At 47.0% G+C, this 22,924-nt stretch carries 18 protein-coding genes; 10 read left to right on the top strand and 8 right to left on the bottom strand.

Annotation, left to right across the window (positions count from 1 at the left end; genetic code table 11):
• Nucleotides 1-961, top strand: a 961-nt coding sequence (locus Q4Q54_RS15255; protein ID WP_311988870.1) for a hypothetical protein, incomplete at its 5' end; no start/stop codon positions are given.
• A 631-nt stretch (nt 962-1,592) separates the two neighbouring features.
• Here Q4Q54_RS15255 and Q4Q54_RS15260 read toward each other — a convergent pair.
• From Q4Q54_RS15260 to Q4Q54_RS15275, 4 genes are all read right to left on the bottom strand, one after another.
• Nucleotides 1,593-2,900, bottom strand: coding sequence for a HipA domain-containing protein (locus Q4Q54_RS15260; RefSeq protein ID WP_311988871.1), 1,308 nt, complete (start codon nt 2,898-2,900; stop codon nt 1,593-1,595).
• Nucleotides 2,901-2,903: 3 nt separating this feature from the next.
• The gene (hipB, locus tag Q4Q54_RS15265; protein ID WP_263200738.1) at nt 2,904-3,140 is read right to left on the bottom strand and encodes a type II toxin-antitoxin system antitoxin HipB; all 237 of its coding nucleotides are present in this window, start codon (nt 3,138-3,140) and stop codon (nt 2,904-2,906) included.
• Nucleotides 3,141-3,549: 409 nt separating this feature from the next.
• Nucleotides 3,550-5,187 carry a chaperonin GroEL gene (groL, locus tag Q4Q54_RS15270; protein WP_259511555.1) on the bottom strand — a complete coding sequence of 546 codons (1,638 nt, stop codon included), beginning with the start codon at nt 5,185-5,187 and terminating at the stop codon, nt 3,550-3,552.
• 57 nt (nt 5,188-5,244) lie between these two features.
• Entirely contained in the window at nt 5,245-5,535 is a 291-nt protein-coding gene (locus Q4Q54_RS15275) for a co-chaperone GroES (RefSeq protein WP_006086113.1), read from the bottom strand.
• A 224-nt stretch (nt 5,536-5,759) separates the two neighbouring features.
• On the opposite strand from Q4Q54_RS15275, the gene Q4Q54_RS15280 reads away from it, so the two are divergent.
• Nucleotides 5,760-7,121, top strand: coding sequence for an MATE family efflux transporter (locus Q4Q54_RS15280; RefSeq protein WP_311988872.1), 1,362 nt, complete (start codon nt 5,760-5,762; stop codon nt 7,119-7,121).
• Here Q4Q54_RS15280 and Q4Q54_RS15285 read toward each other — a convergent pair.
• Nucleotides 7,118-8,119, bottom strand: coding sequence for a LysR family transcriptional regulator (locus tag Q4Q54_RS15285; RefSeq protein ID WP_311988873.1), 1,002 nt, complete (start codon nt 8,117-8,119; stop codon nt 7,118-7,120). The two genes, Q4Q54_RS15280 and Q4Q54_RS15285, sit on opposite strands and share 4 nt — an antisense overlap.
• Nucleotides 8,120-8,247: 128 nt before the next feature.
• On the opposite strand from Q4Q54_RS15285, the gene Q4Q54_RS15290 reads away from it, so the two are divergent.
• The 3 genes from Q4Q54_RS15290 (at nt 8,248) to Q4Q54_RS15300 (ending at nt 13,155) form a co-directional block, all read left to right on the top strand.
• Entirely contained in the window at nt 8,248-9,330 is a 1,083-nt protein-coding gene (locus tag Q4Q54_RS15290) for an efflux RND transporter periplasmic adaptor subunit (RefSeq protein WP_311988874.1), read from the top strand.
• Between the two features lie 3 nt (nt 9,331-9,333).
• Nucleotides 9,334-12,423 carry an efflux RND transporter permease subunit gene (locus tag Q4Q54_RS15295; RefSeq protein WP_311988875.1) on the top strand — a complete coding sequence of 1,030 codons (3,090 nt, stop codon included), beginning with the start codon at nt 9,334-9,336 and terminating at the stop codon, nt 12,421-12,423.
• 195 nt (nt 12,424-12,618) lie between these two features.
• Nucleotides 12,619-13,155 carry a hypothetical protein gene (locus tag Q4Q54_RS15300; protein WP_311988876.1) on the top strand — a complete coding sequence of 179 codons (537 nt, stop codon included), beginning with the start codon at nt 12,619-12,621 and terminating at the stop codon, nt 13,153-13,155.
• A gap of 125 nt (nt 13,156-13,280) precedes the next feature.
• Here the strand turns inward: Q4Q54_RS15300 and Q4Q54_RS15305 are convergent, their stop codons facing one another.
• Complete coding sequence (locus Q4Q54_RS15305) at nt 13,281-13,889, bottom strand: FxsA family protein (protein WP_261273719.1); 609 nt, start codon at nt 13,887-13,889, stop codon at nt 13,281-13,283.
• 234 nt (nt 13,890-14,123) lie between these two features.
• On the opposite strand from Q4Q54_RS15305, the gene cutA reads away from it, so the two are divergent.
• The 5 genes from cutA (at nt 14,124) to Q4Q54_RS15330 (ending at nt 20,776) form a co-directional block, all read left to right on the top strand.
• Complete coding sequence (gene cutA, locus Q4Q54_RS15310) at nt 14,124-14,447, top strand: divalent-cation tolerance protein CutA (RefSeq protein WP_012088202.1); 324 nt, start codon at nt 14,124-14,126, stop codon at nt 14,445-14,447.
• Nucleotides 14,444-16,303 (top strand): protein-disulfide reductase DsbD, encoded by a 1,860-nt coding sequence (locus Q4Q54_RS15315; RefSeq protein ID WP_311988877.1) that lies wholly within the window; start codon nt 14,444-14,446, stop codon nt 16,301-16,303. The genes cutA and Q4Q54_RS15315 overlap by 4 nt, the downstream gene beginning before the upstream one ends.
• A gap of 181 nt (nt 16,304-16,484) precedes the next feature.
• Nucleotides 16,485-18,140, top strand: a complete 1,656-nt coding sequence (locus tag Q4Q54_RS15320) for a cation:proton antiporter family protein (protein ID WP_311988878.1) — start codon at nt 16,485-16,487, stop codon at nt 18,138-18,140.
• 295 nt (nt 18,141-18,435) lie between these two features.
• The gene (gene galK, locus Q4Q54_RS15325) at nt 18,436-19,581 is read left to right on the top strand and encodes a galactokinase (protein ID WP_311988879.1); all 1,146 of its coding nucleotides are present in this window, start codon (nt 18,436-18,438) and stop codon (nt 19,579-19,581) included.
• A 160-nt stretch (nt 19,582-19,741) separates the two neighbouring features.
• Entirely contained in the window at nt 19,742-20,776 is a 1,035-nt protein-coding gene (locus Q4Q54_RS15330; protein ID WP_006083131.1) for an aldose epimerase family protein, read from the top strand.
• 158 nt (nt 20,777-20,934) lie between these two features.
• Here the strand turns inward: Q4Q54_RS15330 and Q4Q54_RS15335 are convergent, their stop codons facing one another.
• Together Q4Q54_RS15335 and Q4Q54_RS15340 are read right to left on the bottom strand one after the other, a co-directional pair.
• Nucleotides 20,935-21,339, bottom strand: a complete 405-nt coding sequence (locus Q4Q54_RS15335) for a hypothetical protein (RefSeq protein WP_006083132.1) — start codon at nt 21,337-21,339, stop codon at nt 20,935-20,937.
• Nucleotides 21,340-21,836: 497 nt separating this feature from the next.
• A complete protein-coding gene (locus tag Q4Q54_RS15340; RefSeq protein ID WP_311988880.1) occupies nt 21,837-22,838 on the bottom strand; it encodes an NAD(P)H-quinone oxidoreductase in 1,002 nt (333 codons plus the stop codon).
• Between the last annotated feature and the right edge of the window lie 86 nt (nt 22,839-22,924).

Here is a 22,924-nt window from a genome sequence, read left to right on the forward strand (position 1 = left end):
AATGATTGAACAATTTTCAAATTCAATAAAAGCAACTTTGTATGACAGAATTTCTAGTCCACTATCTAGTGGCTTTATAATATCTTGGTGTTTATGGAACTATAAATTTTTAATTGTCCTATTTTCTTCTATGAAGCCATATGACAAATACAGTGAATTAGACATAATTACGAGTAATTCTGTTATTAAAATATCGGGTTGGGATCCGTTAGGTTATTTGTTATCAAATGGACTGGCTTTTCCTTTAATCTCTGCTGTAGCATTTATTATTTTGTACCCTATACCATCTGAGTTTATGTATAAATACTGGTTGAAAAGTCAAAATAAATTAAGAGATGCCAGAAATGAAATTGAAAAGACGTTATTACTTAGTGTGGATGAGTCCGCAAAGATTAAAAGAGTATCTTTTGAACAAGAGAAGCACTTTCTCGATTTAATTAGTATTAAAGATAAAATGATCGAAGATAGTAAAATTCAAAATGAATCATTAACTGCACATGCAACTGTTTTAAAAGAAAAGAATCACGAATTAACTGGAAAACTAAATGAGTTGAACGAAAAACACTCTACTAGCACTAAAGAACTGAGTGAAATAACTGAAGTATGTAATGAAATGAAGCGTGAAAACGCAGATTTAAATAGTAAATTAAAAGTTTTCAATGATAGCGAAATCTCATTACTACGTTTATCTGGTGAAAAGTCAGATGAAAAACAAACAAAAAGTTTAGATTTCCATTTACCAAATAAACTTCAGAGTGATATTTTTATGGCATTAGTTTCAAACGGTTCACTAAGAAGTGAACGTTTAAAAGAGTACGTGAGCAGTGAGAATAATCAATTATCTATAAATATCGCCATTCGTAAATTAGTTGAACAAAACTATATAACTATGACGGGTAATGACGAATTAAGAATGACCAAAAAAGGTGAAGATTTAGCCGTATTCTGTGGTTTAGCTTAATATAAGTGCGTACCCGTTAACGGGTACGCTTTCCTACTGCAAAGATGAGACAGGCATAACTCTTTTGGGATTAACAGCCGATACCAGAATCATAGAAGTTCCCCCTCCCCTCAGTAATTTAACGAGCCACACATTGTTAAATTTTATAAAAGTTGTAGCGGCCAAAGATGGGGCAGGCATAACTCTTTTGTATCTAACAACAGACACCGAGACTACAGAAGTTCACCCTCCCCTGCGAAGTTGCCGCGTGGCGTTGAAGACTCTTTATTGAAAGAATGGCGTGTGGCGCAGACAGGACGTCTGCGTAGCTTTCGGGGGGAAGGGACGCCCCATCGGAAGCGTTAGCGATTTTCGAATAAGCACGAAGCCCTGCTTTATAAATAGAGAGTCAATGCATGTAACTTCGCTAGGGACGTCTTGGCTGCTTGTGAAAACAATAGCAAGGAGGATAGGATGAGCAGTCCTCCTAGATCAAGTGTGGGGTGAAGCCCCACGACTTTAATTTTGCCTTTAAAAGCAATCAAGAATTATGGGATATACCCAACTCTCTATGGATTAACAAATAAAGCCAAGGGATAGTATTTCACTCCCCCCTGCGAAATTACCGCAGGGTCATAAGCTGTAGCTGTAGCTAGAGCAACACTTCCACATCCCTGACATCGGCGGCAAAACTAAAGTAACGATCACATCTCGCCAGCAACTGCGCTTTGTAATGAGCCACAAATGATGCTTCATCTTCATCAAGGGGCGGGAGCATTGAAATCACACCATCTATTGCCTGCGGTATTCTTCGCGCTATTGTCGTTAAGTTACTGATTAATAAATTTCTTGGTAAACCTAAGCCATCAATAAATGCAGCCAATTGATACGCGTAAATGCTATTTGGATCAAATTCGTCATCAATTGCCATCGCAAGCTGTTGTTCAAAATCCTCATACATAGCCACGCTGACCAAATCGTACCAAGGGGTTGGCTCCATTCCGCTTGGCGTCATAAAAAATGAGTAGTTTTTACCGTGTGCATCGGCATTGCCGGTCAGTAAATTGAATAGCGCCCACTGCAACATATCCTGCTTAGCGGCCACTGGATTACGGCATTTTGCTGCGAGACTAAAGAGCCTGTTAAAACTTACCCCTTCACGAATATCTTTAACATCACGCCCTGAACCAAAATTACGTTCATATTTTTTGCTAACACTAAAACCAAGGGCTTGGCAGCTATCGACAATATGCCTTCTTAATACCCTTTGCTCATTTGGTATATAACGTCGGTCAAAGCGTTCGACACAGAGTACTTTGTAATGGCCAAAATGAACGATATCAACATTCGCCACATTCATTCCAATCGCCTTAGCTAAGCGCATCGTCATAAATTCATTGAGCACTAAATGGCGATATTTTTCGAATTTAACAATATGGGTAGATGACAGTGCGCCTTCGGCAAATGCAAATTCTTCACCGTTATAAAACAGGTTTAATTTAGGTTGCACACCCGCAACCGACAGTCGAGGTTTGCCGTCCCAAATTTCCATCGGCCACATTGTGGGATCTTCAATTCGCTGAATAACTTCTTCAGCCTTAATTGGCCGTAATTGTGTTTCAGGCAGCACAGTCCCTTTAGGAACAAAAGCAACAGCACCTGCGGTATCAAGACCAATGGCGCGGATCAAGGCAAAGGTATTTCCCTTGGAGACGCCAAGCGATTCAATTAGATAATCTAATCCTTTGTTTTCTGGCAATAAGTTAACCAAAAACATCGATATCTGACTGCTACTTCCTGTGCCATCTAAGGGAATTGTTGGGGATAGTGGAAATCCGCTTTGCTGCCAGTGCTTGGTGTAATGTACGGCAAAGGTGTCGGTCGTCGCATCAAAGGATAACTCCCCGATAATTAAATCACCGAGGTGCATCTCTAACGTGAGCTTTTTGGAAGTACTCATAGGTTAATACCAGCCGTTAGTTTCGGTGGCGCTGGTTTGAGCCGAAACGATATCAATCCCCAGACCATCAAGGATTTTGAATACGGTTGAGATATAAACATCTTCACCTTTTTCAACTCGGATCAGCGTTTTTTTGGTTACGCCGCACAGCATGGCTGCCACGTCTTGAGTAAGAGCAGCACTTTTCCTTCGCTCTTTAATTAACAAGCCGAGGGATTGTTGATTTAGCGGTGATGCCATCATCATCTCCAAAAGTGTAACTTCATACACCTTAGCCCTAAAACCAGCCCCATTCAATATAAAAGTGTACAGAACTACACTTTTGGATTGTTGAAAATGACAAGTCATTAGAAAGTGTACAATGTTACACTTTAATAGTCATTTCAGTGCTTAAATCTCAAAAAGTGTAGGTAAGTACACCCAATACTTCCCCAAGTTGCCAGACCAAAAACAAAACCCCGATACTGTTACCAGTATCGGGGTTTTCATTTTTCTCTTACAAGAATTTAGGTTTAAGCGATTAAGCTAAAGACCGCAGATATTTTTGCGCAGGATAAAACGTTCAGTACAAGGCGCTGTGAGCGTAGCATACGTTGTGTGTATGTGAGCGAGCAGCAACGCCGTAATCAACGTTTTAGACCAGCAAAAATTACATCATGCCGCCCATTCCGCCCATGCCACCCATACCGCCCATATCTGGCGCAGAGTTTTGTGGAATTTCAGCAACCATAGCTTCTGTAGTGATCATCAGACCTGCGATAGACGCAGCAAATTGCAATGCACAACGGGTCACTTTAGTTGGGTCAAGGATACCCATTTCTAACATGTCACCGTAAGTGTCGTTGCCGGCGTTGTAACCATAGTTACCGCTGCCGTTCTTCACTGTGTTAGCAACAACTGACGCTTCTTCACCCGCATTCGTGGCGATTTGACGCAGTGGCGCTTCCATTGCACGCAGTGCGATAACCACACCGTGTTTTTGGTCTTCGTTTAATACTTCTACTTCAGCGATCTTAGAAGCTACGCGAACCAGAGCAACACCGCCGCCAGGAACCACGCCTTCTTCTACCGCAGCGCGAGTTGCATGCAGAGCATCTTCAACGCGGGCTTTTTTCTCTTTCATTTCAACTTCAGTCGCTGCGCCAACTTTAATCACTGCTACGCCGCCAGCTAGTTTAGCCATACGCTCTTGCAGTTTTTCTTTGTCGTAGTCAGAAGTTGATTCTTCAACTTGTTGTTTGATTTGGCTTACACGAGCAGCAATTTGTGTTTGCTCACCGTTACCATCGATGATGGTGGTGTTGTCTTTAGTGATCACAACACGCTTAGCTGTACCTAAATCTTCCAGGGTTGCTTTTTCAAGCTCTAGGCCGATTTCTTCAGCAATAACAGTACCGCCAGTCAGGATTGCTACGTCTTGCAGCATTGCCTTACGACGATCGCCAAAGCCAGGTGCTTTAACCGCAGCCACTTTCACGATACCGCGCATATTGTTAACAACTAGCGTTGCTAATGCTTCGCCTTCAACGTCTTCAGCAACGATAAGCAATGGCTTACCGGTTTTTGCCAGACCTTCAAGGATAGGTAACAGTTCGCGAATGTTAGAGATTTTCTTGTCTACTAACAGTACGAATGGGTGATCTAATTCAACGCTGCCAGTTTCTGGCTTGTTGATGAAGTATGGAGATAGGTAGCCACGGTCAAACTGCATACCTTCTACTACGTCCAATTCGTTTTCTAACGCTTGGCCTTCTTCAACTGTGATCACGCCTTCTTTGCCGACTTTTTCCATCGCAGTTGCGATGATTTCGCCGATAGATTCGTCAGAGTTTGCAGAGATAGTCGCAACTTGTGCAATCGCTTTTGAATCTGCACAAGGTTGTGATAAGGCTTTTAATTCAGCAACTGCAGCGATAACAGCTTTGTCGATACCGCGCTTCAGATCCATTGGGTTCATACCGGCTGCAACGGCTTTTAAGCCTTCAACAACAATGGCTTGAGCCAGTACAGTTGCAGTAGTAGTACCATCACCGGCGGCGTCGTTGGCTTTAGAAGCAACTTCTTTCACCATTTGCGCGCCCATGTTTTCGAATTTGTCTTCTAACTCGATTTCTTTGGCAACAGACACACCGTCTTTAGTGATCAGTGGTGAGCCAAAGCTCTTGTCTAATACCACGTTACGGCCTTTAGGGCCTAAGGTCACTTTTACTGCGTTCGCTAGAATATTTACGCCAGCCAGCATTCTTACGCGAGCGTCATTACCAAATACAACTTCTTTAGCTGCCATCTTGATTATCCTTTAAATTTTTAATGATTAATTGGAATGTCGAATTGATGCTGAGGATTAACCCACTACTGCCATCAGGTCAGCTTCTGACAGGATCAAGACTTCTTGACCGTCGATTTTTTCTTTCTTAACGCCGTAACCTTCGTTGAAGATCACCACGTCACCCACTTTGACATCCAGTGGCTTAACTGTGCCATTTTCTAAAATACGGCCATTGCCCACAGCAAGGATTTCACCGCGAGTTGATTTTTCAGCGGCGCTACCGGTCAGTACTATGCCACCCGCTGATGTAGATTCAACTTCTAGACGCTTAACGATTACGCGGTCATGTAATGGACGAATATTCATCTATGAACTCTCCTAATGATTTGATGCCCTACAATCGAGCCTATTTGTGATTAAAAAAACAGACACCTGAGTCTGCTCTTTTGCTGTCTGAGATATGGGGCTGATAGTGTCGAGATCCAAGGGCATTTATAAAAAAAACTTCAATTTTTTGATGTCGGTTTTTTCAAGTCCGCACAATCCTGCTAGAATCTCGCCTCCGCTCGCTAACAAGGCACTATTTTTCCATGAAAGACAGACACGGGCTGCTCACCGCGCCAATTGGTCGTGTACTGCTCAACATGAGCCTCCCCAACTTAATTGGCATTATGACCATTCTAGGTTTCAGCCTCGCTGACACTTTTTTTATCAGCCAATTGGGCACCGAAGCCTTAGCCGCCATTAGTTTTACCTTTCCAGTGACCTTAGTGATCTCGAGTATCGCCATTGGTATTGGCGCTGGTGTCTCGACTAATTTAGGCCGACTTATCGGTTCGGGTAATGCCCACAAGGCCAAAGTGTTCTTGCATGATGCCTTATTACTCACCTTTGGTTTGATTGCCAGTTTAGCCGCACTGGGTAGCATTTTTATCGCGCCGCTGTTTCGCTTACTTGGGGCAAACGATGACAGCTTGCCGCTGATCCACGACTATATGATTTACTGGTATGTCAGCGCACCGCTGCTGGTATTGTTGATGGTAGGCAATCAAGGTTTACGTTCCACTGGCGACACCCGCTCGCCGGCGATGATCATGGCGCTGGCGGCAATCATCAATCTTATCCTCGATCCTTTGTTGATTTTTGGTATTGGGCCGTTTCCGCGCTTAGAAATCCAAGGCGCCGCAATTGCAACTCTGTTCGCTTGGTTGATTGCCTTATCTTTGTCGGGCTATTTGTTGATTGTTAGGCGCAAGATGCTCGAATGGGCGGCCTTTGACATCGACAGAATGCGCGCCAACTGGACTAAATTAGCCCATATCGCCCAACCCGCCGCCTTGATGAATTTAATCAATCCATTAGCCAATGCCGTTATCATGGCGATGTTGGCGCATATCGACCACAGCGCAGTGGCAGCCTTTGGGGCTGGAACTCGCTTAGAGTCAGTGCTGTTAATAGTCGTGATGGCACTATCGTCGAGCCTAATGCCCTTTATCGCGCAAAACTTAGGGGCAGGACAGCCACAAAGAGCGAAAGAAGCCCTGCTATTATCGATAAAATTTATTTTTGTTTTCCAAACCTTACTCTATATCCCGCTGATCTTTTTAGCTGAGCCTATCGCGCACTTATTCAGTACCGATCCGCTAGTGATCGAGTGGTTGAGTTTTTATATCTTAGTGCTGCCCTGCGCCTACGGCCCTTTGGGCATAGTGATTATTGTCGCAACGTCGCTCAATGCTTACCACAGACCTATGAGTTCACTGGTGATCAACCTGTGCCGCTTAGTGCTACTTATGCTGCCGTTGGCGGCCTTGGGATCGTACATAGGTGACGTTAAAGGTCTGCTGCTCGCGCTACCTGTGACCAATATTTTGATGGGGATTGCCTGTTACTGGCTGGCGCAGCGGATCTGTGAACCGACAAAAGTCACGACCGCCAACGCCATGAGCTAAAGGGAAACGAGTTCGATTTTTTGCCTAGAAAGTGGCAAAACATCATCTGAAAACGCTTCTGAAGAGGCTTTGCAGGAGCGACGTGTACCTTGCTCGCTCATGTTAGTCGGCACGCCATTTGGCACTAACTCTTGCATTATGTAGTCGATAAAGCGTCGGCTAGCTAAACTCACATAACGTCTTGATGGATAAGCTAAGAAGCACTCGCCTTGGTGGGGCTGGATTTCAGGTAACAGAGTCACCAACTCACCGGTTTGCACATATTCATCCACGACCTCAGCAGGCGCATACACTATACCGCGTCCTTGCAATCCAAACTCAACCGCCACTTCAATACTGTTAGAGCAGAAATTGCCTCTGACTCTCACCTCTTGCTCTGAACCGATAAATAACTCATTAAAAATTTTGCCGTTCGATAACCGGAACATAGACACATTATGCGCTTCAATCTCTTTCGGTGTTTTAGGTGTGCCGTGTACTGCTAAATATTGCGGACTGGCGTAAAAACGTAAGTCAGTGGTAAAAATTGGCCGCACTACTAAATCTAAGGTATCCAACGCAGGCTCAACCACAAAGGCCACATCGAGATTATGTTTCACCATATCAACGGATTCTGAGCTGCTGATGACTTCTAAGGTGAGTTTAGGGTGCATATCCATAAAGCGGAAAATGGCTTGCATCAAGATTTTCATGCTGTGGATCGGGAACATTTGAATGCGCAGATGCCCGCTGATCTCAGCATCATCATTGGTCATTTCAAATAGGGTTTCATCGAGCTGGGCCAGAATGTTTTGCGAGCGCTGGTAAAAATGGCTACCTGCAGACGTGAGCGTCATGGAGCGGCTCTGGCGGTGGAACAATTTAATATTCAGCTCATCTTCCAAGGCTTGCAAACGCCGACTGACAGTCGATTTTGGCAAGTTAAGTAAATCAGCCGCTTCAATCAAACTACCGGTTTCAGCAATTCGGTGGAATAACGCTAAGTCCTCTGTCTTCATTTTGACCTTAAGTTCAATCTCATTATGTGGGACTGATAATCCCAAAGTATCCCGTTTATTGCAACTACTTTAGCTGGTATCTTCGCGCCCAGAAATGCTGACAACTTGTTAACTAGGAAATCGCCACCATGAAATCATATCGACTCTTGCCACTGGCAATGCTGCTTCCAGCCCTGCTCAGTGGTTGTTCGCCTGCGGAAAGTTCAGTACAAGTGGACACTGTACGTCCGGTTAAACTGTTTGAAGTGCTTAACGTAGAAGCTGGAGATTTTAGAACCTTTCCAGCCCGCGTTGCCGCCAATAGCCGCGCCGAATTGTCGTTCCGTATTTCAGGGCAATTAACCGAACTGACATTAGTCGAGGGCCAAAGAGTCGCTCAAGGTAGCCTGCTCGCCCAGCTTGACGACAGGGATGCCAAAAATAACTTAATGACCCGAGAGGCCGAACACGAACTGTTAGCCGCCGACTTTAAACGTAAGGTCGAGCTGCTCAATCGTAAACTGATTTCACAATCTGAGTTTGATAGCACGCAAGCGCAGCTCAAATCAGCGAAAGCTGCCCTTGCAGCAGCGCGCGATCAACTGAGTTACACCCGCTTAACCGCGCCCTTTAGCGGCACGATTGCTAAACGTTTAGTGGATAACCACCAAATAGTGCAGGCTAATCAAGGGGTGTTAACACTGCAAAACAACAACTTGCTCGATGTGAGCATTCAAGTGCCCGAGGCGATGGCAGCGGGGCTGAAGCAATATACCGATCAAGCTCACTTTGCAGCTAAAGTGCGTTTTAGCGCCTTTCCCGAGCAGAGTTTCGACGCAAAATTTAAAGAATACTCCACCCAAGTCACCCCAGGTACTCAAGCCTATGAAGTAGTGTTTTCATTGCCTCAACCTCAAGATATTCAATTACTTCCGGGGATGAGCGCCGAGTTAACCTTAGCCTTAGTTAAAGATCCAAGCGCCCTTGCATCCAGCATAGTGCCCGTGACTGCCATCGATAAACGCGATCAAGATGGCCAAGTGCAAGTATGGGTTTATCAAACCCAATCGGGTGAAGTCAAACCCACTATGGTGACGCTAGGACGCGTAAGTAACCAAGGTGTTGAGATTTTAACGGGTATCAACAAGGGCGATCTTATCGTCAGCGCTGGGGTGTCTCAATTATCCGCAGGCATGAAAGTCAAACCACTACGCTGGCAGCGTGGAGTGTAATTGATGAACATTGCAGAGTATTCGATACGCCACAAAGTCATCAGTTGGATGTTTGTGTTGCTGCTACTCGTGGGTGGCGGCGTGAGTTTTACCGGTTTGGGGCAATTAGAATTCCCCGAATTTACCATTAAAGAAGCTTTAGTGATCACGGCTTACCCCGGCGCATCACCTGAACAAGTTGAAGAAGAAGTCACACTGCCGCTCGAAGATGCCCTCCAGCAACTCGATGCCATTAAGCATGTGACCTCGATTAACAGTGCGGGCCTGTCACAAATCCAAATCGAGATTAAAGAAAGCTACGACAAAACCACCCTGCCACAGGTCTGGGATGAAGTGCGTCGTAAGGTCAACGACACGGCGGGCAACTTGCCTCCGGGCACCACTGCGCCGCAGGTGATGGACGACTTTGGCGATGTGTATGGCATTTTATTTAATCTCTCTGGGCCTGATTACAGCAACCGCGAGTTAAGCAATTACGCCGACTATCTGCGCCGTGAACTCGTGCTCGTGCCCGGGGTGAAAAAAGTTTCAGTTGCAGGCAGCGTCACCGAGCAAGTCGTGATTGAAATCTCCCAGCAAAAACTATCGGCACTGGGATTAGATCAAAGCTATATCTATGGTTTAGTGAACAATCAAAACGTGGTCTCCAACGCGGGCAGTTTAGTGATTGGTGATAACCGTATCCGCATTCATCCCACGGGCGAATTTAGCAATGTGCAGGATCTGGCGCGCTTGATTGTCAGCCCACCGGGTAGCACTGAGCTGATTTACCTTGGCGACATTGCCAATATCGAAAAGGATTACGACGAAACCCCAAATGTGCTTTACCACAACAAGGGCGAAGCGGCGTTATCACTGGGGATTTCTTTCTCTAGTGGCGTGAACGTGGTTGAAGTTGGACAAAAGGTCAGTGACCGTTTAGCCGAGCTTGAATCCCAACGCCCAATCGGCATGAATTTAGCGACGGTTTACAACCAGAGTCAGGCGGTCGATGAGACAGTTAACGGCTTCTTAATCAACTTATTAGAATCGATTGCAATCGTGATCGCCGTGCTCCTACTGTTTATGGGGCTGCGCTCGGGTATGTTGATGGGCCTGATCTTACTGCTGACGATTCTAGGTACCTTTATCGTGATGAAAGTGCTGGGGATTGAGCTGCAACTCATCTCCCTCGGAGCACTCATTATCGCCCTCGGCATGTTGGTCGATAATGCGATTGTGGTCACCGAAGGTATTTTGATTGGTCTGCGCCGTGGTAAAACCCGTCTCGAAGCGGCCAAGCAAATTGTGGCTCAAACCCAGTGGCCGCTATTGGGCGCGACTGTCATTGCCATTATTGCCTTTGCGCCCATTGGCTTATCGCAAAATGCCGCAGGTGAGTTCTGCCGCTCTTTATTCCAAGTGTTGATGATTTCGCTGTTTATCAGCTGGATCACCGCCATCACCTTAACGCCGTTCTTCTGCCATCTGTTATTTAAAGATGCGCCGAGCGACGAAGAAGCCCAAGACCCTTACAAGGGCTGGTTCTTCAGCTTATATCGCGCAAGTTTAACCCTAGCGCTGCGCTTTAGGCTGGTGAGTATTCTGCTGGTTATAGCCATGCTGTTCAGCGCTGTGGTGGGCTTTGGTCATATCAAGAATGTGTTCTTCCCTGCCTCTAACACGCCGATTTTCTTTGTGGATATCTGGATGCCAGAAGGGACAGATATTAAAGCGACCGAACGCTTTACCGCTGATATCGAAAAGTTAATGCTCTCGCTGAACGAGCAAAAAGACGTAGGGCTAAAACACTTAACAACCGTTATTGGTCAAGGTTCGCAGCGTTTCGTCCTGCCCTATCAACCAGAAAAAGGCTATCCCGCCTTTGCCCAGTTGATAGTCGAAATGCAGGATCTCGCCGCCGTTAAAGCCTATATGCCAGAGTTAGAAACCTTGTTAAATCAACGTTTCCCACAGGCGCAATATCGCTTGAAAAACATGGAGAACGGCCCTTCGCCCGCCGCCAAAATTGAGGCGCGCTTCTATGGCGATAATCCTGAAGTGCTGCGCGCTTTAGGCGACCAAGCCGAAGCCATTTTCCACGCAGAACCGAGCATGGATGGCATACGTCACAACTGGCGTAATCAAGTGCCCTTGATCCGTCCACAGCTGGAAAATGCCCAAGCGCGGGAAACGGGGATCAGTAAGCAAGATCTCGACAATGCCCTATTGGTTAACTTTAGCGGTAAGCAAATTGGTTTATATAGAGAAACCAGCCACTTGCTGCCGATCGTCGCCAGAGCGCCCGCCGAAGAACGTTTGCAAGCCGACAGCCTATGGAAGCTGCAAATTTGGAGTAGCGAACACAATACCTTTGTACCAGCCACCCAAGTGGTGAGTAACTTCAATACTGAGTGGGAAAATCCGCTGGTGATGCGCCGCGATCGCATGCGTATGCTCGCTGTGATGGCCGATCCTAAGCTTGGCACTGATGAAACCGCCGACTCTGTGCTGCGTAAAGTGAAAGACAAGGTCGAAGCGATCAGCTTGCCCGCAGGTTATCACTTGGAATGGGGCGGTGAATTTGAAACCGCAGGCGAAGCACAAACCGCAGTATTCAGCTCGATTCCTATGGGTTATCTGGCGATGTTCTTGATCACTGTATTCTTGTTCAACTCAGTGCGTCAGCCCTTAGTGATCTGGTTTACTGTGCCCTTGGCCCTGATTGGGGTGTCTGCGGGACTCTTGTTATTCGACGCCCCTTTCAGCTTTATGGCGCTACTCGGCCTGCTGAGTTTGTCGGGTATGGTGATTAAAAACGGTATCGTCTTGGTCGATCAAATCAACCTCGAACTCAGTGAAGGCAAACCCGCTTATTTCGCCTTGGTCGACTCCTGTGTCAGCCGTGTGCGCCCCGTAATGATGGCAGCGATAACCACTATGCTCGGGATGATCCCACTGATCTCAGACGCCTTTTTTGGTTCAATGGCGATTACGATTATTTTCGGTCTCGGTTTTGCTTCACTGCTAACACTCATAGTACTGCCAGTGATGTACAGCCTAGTATTCAATATTAAAGCGACAGCGATAGGAGGTGAGTCACCTAACAAATAACACTCAACGTATAGCTCCGCAATTGATCCAAAAACGCTTCCCGGCGCGGCCGGTCAGTCACTCGTGGCTGGCTGGTCATTTCTAATACATGTCCCACCCCTAGCTATTGCGATCTGTTGCGCTTATCTGACTTGCCATTTACACTTGATGGCGAGCGACAGGCTCAAGGAAGTGATTATTAAATAAGGAAGTTATATGAAGCTCATCAAGCTAGCGGTGCTGCTCGGCCTCGTTTTTATGGCGTATCAAAAATGGTATGCAGTCAAACCCCTCGAATCCCATGTATTAACTTCTGTCCCCGTGAAAGTGCACATGTTACCTAATCCCAAGGCGCTACATAAAAACTCGGGACAGGTCAGCGTTGAAACCATCACCACTCAAAAACAACCTCAAGAACCGCTGGTATTGAGCGTTATCGCCTACAGCTCCCAGTTTGAAACCATAGACGAGGAAGACATTACCGAGCTTTCCTTCGATGACACCAACACGCTAGCGAAAAAGTTTAAAGAGATGCAGGGAACAGATGAGCTGAAATTGACGCGCGGTTATATTGAACACGGCGGGCAGCGGGGTTATGAGATCAGTATGGATATGGGTAAAGATCTTGGCACTTTAGTGCAGCATGCCTATGCCTACAATAATCACCTGCTGATTTTAACCGCCAGCTATGATGACAACGGCCAAAACCGCCGCACCGCAGAAGCCTTTCTCAACTCAGTGGAATTTTTATAACGAGTGGAAGAAGTACACCAGCGGCGCAGCTCAGAGGATTCTGAAGGCCGCTGGTATTGAAGCGAGGTTTGGGTAGAAGCTCAAACGAATAAACGCGTAAATCAAATTAGCTAGACCATAACAGACTAAGGCTTAGGATCTTTATCCTGCGCGTTATCTTGTTCTTTATTCTGATCTTTATCAGGCAGCTGATGGCTCGCCGGCTTGACATCACTCGGATCGACTTTATGTTCGAAGTCACCCTCAAACACATTACCGTCTTTCTTCACGCTATGATCAAACGGCGCTTGGCCAAATGGGTCCTGCGGCTTAGGCCCAAAGGGACTTTGGCCCGCTTGAAAGCCACCGTGCATTCCGCCCTGTAATCCCGCCACAACCCTTAACTGCATGCGCTTGAACAGCAAGGCAGCAATGGGACGACGAGTGAATGGCGTCAGCAATAACAGGCCAATGGCATCGGTCACAAAACCGGGGATCACCAGTAAAATACCCGCCATGGCTAACATCATGCCTTCGACGATTTCTTGCCCCGGCGCTTCACCGCGAGCGAGTTTTTGCTGTACTTGCATTAAGGTGCTTAAACCTTGGCTGCGAACCAAAGAGACCCCGAGCACAGCGGTAAACAGCACTAAACCTATGGTAGTCCAAGTGCCAAGCACTTCACCCACACGGATCAGCACCGACAGCTCTATTACTGGGATCAGCACAAAGAGTAAAAATATAATGAAAAACATACCGACCTCAGGTTTATCTGACTATCTGTGTAAACTAAATGGGGACTATCCGGTCTTAATTCAAGTCAGGCTAAGGGGCTAATAACCTCTGATTAAGCAACGGATTTAACAACTGATATTTAGCTCACCCTTTTGTTAACGCGCTAATGTATGAGACCATTAAAACACGTAAAGTAGCCTAACTCAGTTGGCTTAAGCGAACTTTAAGATTCTTAAGAGACGATACCTAATACCATGCAGCATCAGTATTTAATGGTTAGCACTACCTGCCCCGATGAAGTACAAGCCAATACCTTGGCTCGGGCTTTAGTTGAGTCGCGTATTGCCGCTTGTGTTCATATCTCCGCCCCGATACGTTCAATTTATGCTTGGGAAGGGAAAATCTGTGAAGAACAAGAATTTAGCTTACAGATTAAATGTTTACAAAGTCGATATTCAGAGTTAGAACAACTTGTGCTTAGACTTCACCCTTATCAAGTACCCGAAATTATTGCCGTGCCTGTGACTCACGGGCTACCAGCCTACTTAGATTGGATAAAAGACAACACTCAGCCATGAAAAAACTACTCAGCCTTATTTTCACGTCTTTATTGCTCCTCACGCCCTTAGCGCACAGTGAAGGGGTTTTCGGTAACAAATTCGACTTCATGAAGAGTGAACCGGAATTGATGCCTGTCGATCAAGCCTTTGCCTTCGATTTCAAGCAAGAAGGTAATCAGGTCAAACTCAATTGGGTGATTGCCGACGGTTACTATATGTACCGCGACAAGCTTAAATTCAGTGTTAATGGCGCCGAACTAGGCACAGTGGCGCTGCCCAAGGGTAAGCCCCATCAAGATGAGTATTTTGGCGAACAAGAAGTCTATTACACCTATGTGGATATTCCCGTTGCGCTGAAACAGGCCGATGACAATGCCACTCTGACAGTCACTTTTATGGGCTGCGCCGAAGGTAAGTTATGTTATCCACCAACCAAACGTGACGTGGTGCTAAAAGCGATTGCCGCTAATGATGGCTTAATCGCAGGCGCCGAAGCGGGTGAATCAACCGCCGCAGCAGAAACAGCCAGCACTGAGTCTGCCAGCATTGAGCCGAGCACGGCCGATAAAGCCAATACCCAACCTATTACCCAGCAAGATACCCTGAGCCAAATGCTGTCAAACGACAGCCTGATTTGGACCTTAGTGATCTTCTTTGGTCTAGGTGTCGGTCTGGCATTAACGCCCTGCGTATTCCCTATGTACCCAATTTTGTCCGGCATTATTGTCGGCCAAGGGCAAAAGCTCTCAACTGCAAAAGCCTTTACCTTGTCCATGGCTTACGTTCAAGGCATGGCAATCACTTATTCAATCTTAGGCTTAGTGGTTGCATCGGCGGGACTAAAATACCAAGCAGCATTGCAACATCCTGCCGTGTTAGTGGTTCTGGCGATCCTGTTCTTTGTGCTCAGCTTATCTATGTTTGGCCTGTACGATCTAAAACTGCCATCGAGCTGGCAGGAGAAGATGAACTCAGTATCGAACAATCAAAAAGGCGGCAACTTAGTTGGCGTATTCTTGATGGGCGTGATTTCAGGTCTGGTCGCATCACCTTGTACTACCGCGCCGCTGTCCGGCGCACTCGTTTATGTGGCGCAAACCGGCGACTTACTCCAAGGCTTCCTAGCCCTGTATGTGCTGAGTATGGGCATGGGTTTACCGCTACTGATTATCGGCACCTCTGGCGGTAAATTATTACCTAGAGCGGGCGCTTGGATGGACATCATCAAGACCGTCTTCGGCTTCCTGTTGATCGCTGTGTCTATCGTAATGCTCGGTCGTATTTGGACGGGCGTGGTATCCGATGTGCTTTGGTCACTGTGGGGCGTGAGCTTCACCGGCTACTTGATGCACCAGAACAAACTCAGTCCCTTCAACTGGAAACAAACTGTCCGTTCAGTGCTATTAACTCTGACGCTACTGGCGAGTTTCTCCTACGGATTCCAAGCTGTGATGGGCCACTTAGGTTTTAATCACAATCCCGTAGGCACCGCGGCGACGACCGAAGAAGCCCATGGCTTTAAACGGATTAAATCCATTGAAGATCTTGATCAAGAAATCGCCGCCGCTGCCGCCCAAGGTAAGCCTGTGATGCTGGATCTCTACGCCGATTGGTGTGTTGCCTGTAAAGAGTTCGAAGCCATCACCTTTAAGGATGCCGACGTGTTAGCCCGCATGAATAAAATCGTGCTGCTACAAGCGGATGTGACTAAGAGTGACAAGGTCGATGTGGCCTTACTCGAAAAATACAATGTGCTCGGTTTACCTACGTTGTTGATGTTTAACGAACAAGGTGAGCAAAGGGAAGATTTACGTGTGACTGGTTTTATGGGCCCTAAAGATTTTGCCGCCCATTTAGATCATCTGGTGAAATAGTCACTATTTAGACTTAGACCACTAAAGCGATTTAACTCGCGCCGGTTTTAACCAGCAAGTGTATTTGCCGCAACACCAATAGAAAGCGGACTTTTTTCATTAAAAGTCCGCTTTTTTGTTCCAGTGTCATAGATTTCTTATACAATCACTCATAATTTTGGACTTTTTAGATTGGAGCATCATGGAACCCGGTATCCTCATTATCACACTCATCTGCGGCATGCTCGTCAGCCGTATAGGACTGCCACCGCTCATCGGCTACTTAGTGGCGGGCTTTGTACTATTCGTCCTCGGGATAGATAAAGAAAGCCTGCCATTGCTGCAAGAACTCGCCAGCCTAGGCGTGACTTTGCTGCTGTTTGCTATTGGTTTGAAACTCGATATTCGTAGCCTGTTCAAGGCCGAAGTGTGGGCGGGTTCGAGTGTGCACTTAGTTCTCTCAATTGTCGTTTTTGTGCCGATTCTGAAACTCTTCGGCTTACTGGGTTTAAGCCAACTCACGAGTCTTAATCTTGAGCAACTGACGTTAATCGCCTTCGCGTTAAGCTTCTCCAGTACCGTATTTGCGGTCAAAGTGTTAGAAGATAAAGGCGACGTTCAATCCCTCTACGGCCGGGTTGCCATTGGTATCTTGATTATGCAGGATATCTTCGCCGTACTGTTTTTAACAATTTCTAAGGGCGATGTACCTTCGGTATGGGCCTTCGCATTACTCTTACTGCCACTGGCTAAGCCGCTCATTTATAAAGCCTTCGACCGTGTCGGCCACGGTGAACTGTTAGTCCTATTTGGTCTAGTGATGGCACTTGTGGTTGGCGCTTGGTTATTTGAATCTGTTGGCCTGAAACCCGATCTCGGCGCACTGATCATAGGTATCTTGTTGGCGGGCCACAAAAAGTCCTCAGAGCTGGCAAAATCCCTGTTCTATTTTAAAGAACTCTTCCTCGTGGCCTTCTTCTTAACGATTGGTCTCAACGGTTTACCTACAGTATCGGATATCGTACTCGCGGCGCTGTTAGTGCTGCTAGTACCACTTAAAATCCTGCTGTTTGTTTACATTCTTACCCGCTTTAAGCTGCGTTCACGTACCTCTATGTTGGGCTCGTTCAACCTAGGTAACTTCAGTGAATTCGGTTTAATTGTCGCCGCCGTCGCCACCTATAAAGGCTGGTTACCTCCCGAGTGGCTAGTGATCATCGCCGTAGCATTAAGCTTTAGTTTTTTACTCGCCGCGCCGCTTAACGCTACCGTAGGTAACATCTATCAACGATTCCAGCAGCGTTTAATCAAGCTTGAAAAACGCCCATTGCATCCAGAAGACAGACCGATCGCCATTGGCAATCCACGCTTCTTAATCTTAGGTATGGGCCGCATTGGTAGCGGCGCCTACGACGAACTCAGGGAACAATTTGACGGCGAAATTCTCGGCATTGAGCACAAGCAAGACTTAGTCGATTTACACAAAGCCAAGGGCCGCAACGTAGTGCAAGGTGACGCCGCGGATACCGACTTTTGGGAGAAACTCGACAGAGCGCCTAATCTTGAATTAGTGCTGCTGGCCATGCCGCACCACGCGGGAAATATGTTTGCGGTTGAGCAACTCAAAAAACTGAATTATCAAGGCAAGATCAGTGCGATTGTACAGTACAGTGACGATGCCGCGGCACTTCGAGAATCGGGCGTACACAGTGTTTACAACCTGTACGAAGCCGCCGGTGCCGGTTTTGTGGATCATGTGATTTATGAGCTGTTGCAAGACTCGGAGAAAAACGCCGCGCAAGCGGAAGAAACAGCGCAAGTGGCTGATCCTAAAATTAATACAGAGTCCAATAGTTAAGTGCCTGCTAATGCTGCATTGAATTAAAATCACGCCATAATAGGCCGCACAAACGAGCAGTAACTTCCTCTGCAAGTTTGTGCGGCATCCAACTAACTACTGACTAATCTTTACAAATCAATCGACTAGATAACGCACTGAATACGTTATTTTGACTTCCTATCACAGTATCGATTTTCTCATTGCCGCCCATCGCCATTCCAGCAAAAAATCTCAGTTACATCACCGACTCAGTCGTGATATAAATCGATGACGGTAACGAAATTAGCTCAGCTTTTTTGGAATTTTTTACAGCATGTCAAACCCTGCGCAGCGCGCCACAAAGTTATTTGTCCAAACCTTTGGCACTAAAGCCGACGATTTATATCAAGCCCCTGGGCGCGTCAATCTGATCGGTGAATACACGGATTACAACGACGGTTTTGTACTCCCGGCAGCCATTAATTTTCATACAGTGATTGCGGTAAAACGCCGTGACGACACTAAGTTTCGTGCCGTTGCCGATGCCTTTCCCGGACAAATTAAAGAGTGGACCTTCGGTCAAGAAAACGACATGGACCCGCAAGATGGCTGGGTGAATTACCTCAAAGGTTTTACTGCGGCTATGGCGCAAACAGGTTTATTAGCCAAGGGCTTAGACTTAGCCATTGTGGGCGATGTACCACTTGCGGCGGGGTTATCCTCATCGGGCGCCCTCGTTGTCGCCTTCGGCACTGCCATCAGTGATACCAGCCAACTGCATTTATCGCCAATGGCGGTCGCGCAACTCGCCCAACGTGGTGAGCACAGATATGTCGAATCGGCCTGTGGCATCATGGATCAAATGTGCAGCGCTATGGGTGAGCAAGACCACGCGCTGCTGATTGACTGCTTAGATCTGGACAGCGAAGCCATTCCCATCCCAGAAAACCTAAGCCTTATCATCATAGATGCCCATATTGAGAAACAACGTTTAGCCGCCACCAATCAACAACGTCGCAACGAATGCGCCCAAGCGGCAGAATACTTTGGCTTAGATGCGCTGCGTCACCTCGATTTACGTCGATTAGAAAGCGCAAAAGCCGATTTAGATGAAGTGTTATATCGCAGAGCGAAACACGTCGTCACAGAAAACCAAAGAACCCAGAGTTCTGCCCGCGCATTAGAGCAAAATAACATTCAAAAATTCAGCCGCTTAATGGCGGAATCCCATGCTTCACTGCGGGATGATTTTGAAGTGACACTGCCCGAATTTGATACCTTAGTTGAGATTGTCAGCCAAGTGATTGGCGAGCGTGGCGGCATCCGCATGACCGACGGCTGCGTGGTCGCTTTAGTCGATCATGAACTGACCGACGCTGTAGTGGCCGCCGTTGAACATGAGTTTTTCGACAAAACCGCAATCGATGCCACTGTCTATTTATGTTCTGCCAGCGCTGGCGCGGGCCGCATAGACAATTAGCCAGAACACGCTTAAAACAAAGAAAACCAATACAGTGACAAGGCCGTCGATAACATACGAATTCATCGCTGAACTTTATGGTGTTGATGGCAAACAATAGGGTTAACATACTCATTTAACACAATAAGCAGTGAGCATATTCAACACAGAGGGAAGCTAAATGGTACGTTTCAGTGTTTTGGATCCTTGGACCGATCCCCGCGGCGGCGAAATCGAACGGGTGAGGATCGACAATGGCATACTCGCATTAGAAGTCATCAGCTTAGGCGGAATTATCCGTGCTCTGTGGACCCCAGATAAACACGGCGAACGAGCCAATATCGTCCTTGGTTGCGACAGCGCCGAAGACTACCTGACGCAATCGGCTCACTTAGGCGCCATTGCTGGCCGCTTTGCGAATCGTATCGCTAACGGCAAAATGCACTATCAAGGTCAAGATTATCAACTCGATGTCAACCAAGCGACTAACTGTTTGCATGGCGGCCGTGAAGGGTTTAACCGTAAAAACTGGCACTTAGGCCAACTGCCCGATGGTGTGCGCTTGACCTTAATGAGTCCAGACGGCGACATGGGTTTCCCCGGTAATTGCACGGTTCAGCTGGATTATCGCCTCGCAGGCAATAATCTCTATGTGGAAATTTTAGCTTCGGTGGATAAAGCCTGTCCCGTGAGCTTAACCCAGCACAGTTATTTCAACCTCGATGGTTCAGAGACCAATCACGAGCATTTGATGCAAATCGATGCCAAGCGTTATCTCACCATGAATGATGTCAGTGTTCCCACCGGGATTGCCGAGACTGCAGGATCGATTTTCGACTTGAGTCAGCCGATACGCTTAGGCGACAAACTGCATGCCGCTGAATTGGCGAGCACGCGCGGTTATGATCACTGTTATATGATGAATGACCCCGACGGTTCACTCGCCCGCTTTGGCTGTTTAAGCAGTCCTGTGAGTGGCCGCGCTATGACGGTTTATACCAATCAACCGAGCGTGCAGCTCTACTGCGCTAACTTTTTAGATGGCACTGTGGGTCGCAATCAACAGGTATTAAATCAACATCATGGCGTGTGTTTAGAACCGCAGATGCTGCCAGACTCACCGAATCAAGGCGAGCGCTTTGGTGATGATGTTTGGTTAGTGCCAGGCAAGGTTTATCACCACATCAGCCGATATCAGTTCGATGCCGATGCGTAACATTAGCTATAAATTAGCGGGTAAATCGAGTCGCGATAAAATAGCGATGAATTGAGGTTAACGCACGGTTTCGCGGAAGGAAATAAAGCGATAAGGAATAAAATAAGCACTATTTTATTCCTTACACTCACAGTGTTAGCCCTTAAGCCGACACTGTGTTAATCATCAAAATCATCGACCCAATCATCGTCAAAATCGACGCCTACGGCATCGGATTCCACTTCTGGTTCAACTTCAGGCTTCGCCTTACGAACAGGCGCAGTTTCCTTCACGTTGTTTAGGTCAATACGAGCTTGATGCTTACTCATGAATTGAGCTCTAGCCGCCTTCCATGCACCACTAAACTTAGCCTCAGCAGCTTTTAACGCAGCCTCATCTAAGTCGTATAGGTTCACTTTGACGATATCTTCCACATACTCAATGATCGCATCGCGATCGGAATTGTATAGGTAGATACGTCCTGGGGAGGCATCGGGCAGCTGGTTGTCATGGACGACAATCGCGTTGCCTTTCGATGTTCTCAGCTCACCATACCAAACCTGTTTCTTTGCTGTGTTATACATATATGCTAATACCCTTAAATCAACACATACACTATGAGTTTTTTAGCCTGAATAAGCGAAGCATCGCTTGCTTTGATCCACGAATAGCGCCGGAAAGTCTCTGACGTTTTCAACTGGGTATTTTTACAGAATATTTCCGATAATCAATGCCTCATACCATGAAATTTTCACTAATTACGTATTAATTTCTGCCAAAGTACCCAAAAAGTTTAATCATTAACGACTTTAGTCTAAAAAATCGACGCGGCAAGTTTTATTCCCAATAAAAAGCAATCATATCGACTATGTTCGATGGGCATAAACTTTACGATTCGAAGTTGCCGTTCGAGGTTACGCAAGGTTAAGCATCAGGTTTAACCATGACGATTTAACGACAGTAGCGCAAACGACTATTTACCCCTACGTAACTCAGGCACTCTTTTGCCTGAACGCTCTCAGACTTGCCTCAAATGGCCGCGACCTAAACAATGGATCGCAGCCAAAGCAGTATGCCGAGCTTAAATGACCGTCAGTACCACCTTGCCCCTGTGCTCACCCGACTCCATCAGCGCATGGGCTTTCGCGGCTTCGCCTAATGGGAAGGTCGCAAAAATATTGGGCACAATTTTATGGGCGTTTAACAGCGGCCAGACTTTCTCAAATAATTCGGCGGCAATGGCGGCTTTAGCCTCCACGCTTTGTGGTCTTAGGGTCGACCCGGTCCACATAATACGTTTTGCCATCAGACGGAAAATCTCGACTTCGGCCTTAGGGCCACGCTGCATCGCCACCGACACCATACGGCCGTCCATCGCTAAGGCTTGTATATCGAGGTTAATAAAATCGCCACCCGCGATATCAAAGACCACGTTCACGCCCTTATCTTGGGTGAGCGCCATGACGGGCTCAACAAAGTTGTGGGTGCGATAATTGATGACTTCAGCGGCGCCAAGGCTCAAGCAATAATCGCGCTTCTCATCTTGCCCCGTCGTGGCAATGACTTTTGAGCCTAAGGCGCTGGCAAGTTGAATGGCCGTACTGCCGATACCGCCCGAGCCGCCGTGGATCAGCACAGTCTCGCCCGCTTTCAGTCCCGCACGCATAAACAGGTTGCCCCATACGGTGAAGAAGGTTTCTGGCAGCGCGGCGGCCTGCACATAACTAAAGCCCGTTGGAATAGGTAAACAGTGGGCAGCATAGGTGAGCACGTACTCACCATAGCCACCGCCCGGCACTAAGGCGCAAACCTTGTCGCCGATTTGCCATTGGCTTACGCCGTCACCGAGGGCACAAATATCACCCGCGACTTCAAGCCCAATAATCGGTGATGCACCCGGTGGTGGTGGATAAGCACCTACCCTTTGTTTGACATCGGGGCCATTCACTCCTGCTGCATGCACGCGGATCAACACTTGGCCAGACGCTGGCACAGGCAAAGGCGAGCGCGATAGCTGCATCACCTCGGGCGCACCGGGTTGCTCAACATGGATATGGGTGTATTCGCTTGGTAAAGCTGACATAAAAGCTCCTTTGGGAATGGCATCGACCTCATCGCAGATGGCTTAGCATCTCAGGGTTCGAGTGCTAACTGCGGAAAAGTGCATCT

This window comes from Shewanella sp. SP2S2-4, assembly GCF_031932025.1.
In the GTDB taxonomy this organism is placed as follows: Bacteria; Pseudomonadota; Gammaproteobacteria; order Enterobacterales; family Shewanellaceae; genus Shewanella; species Shewanella baltica.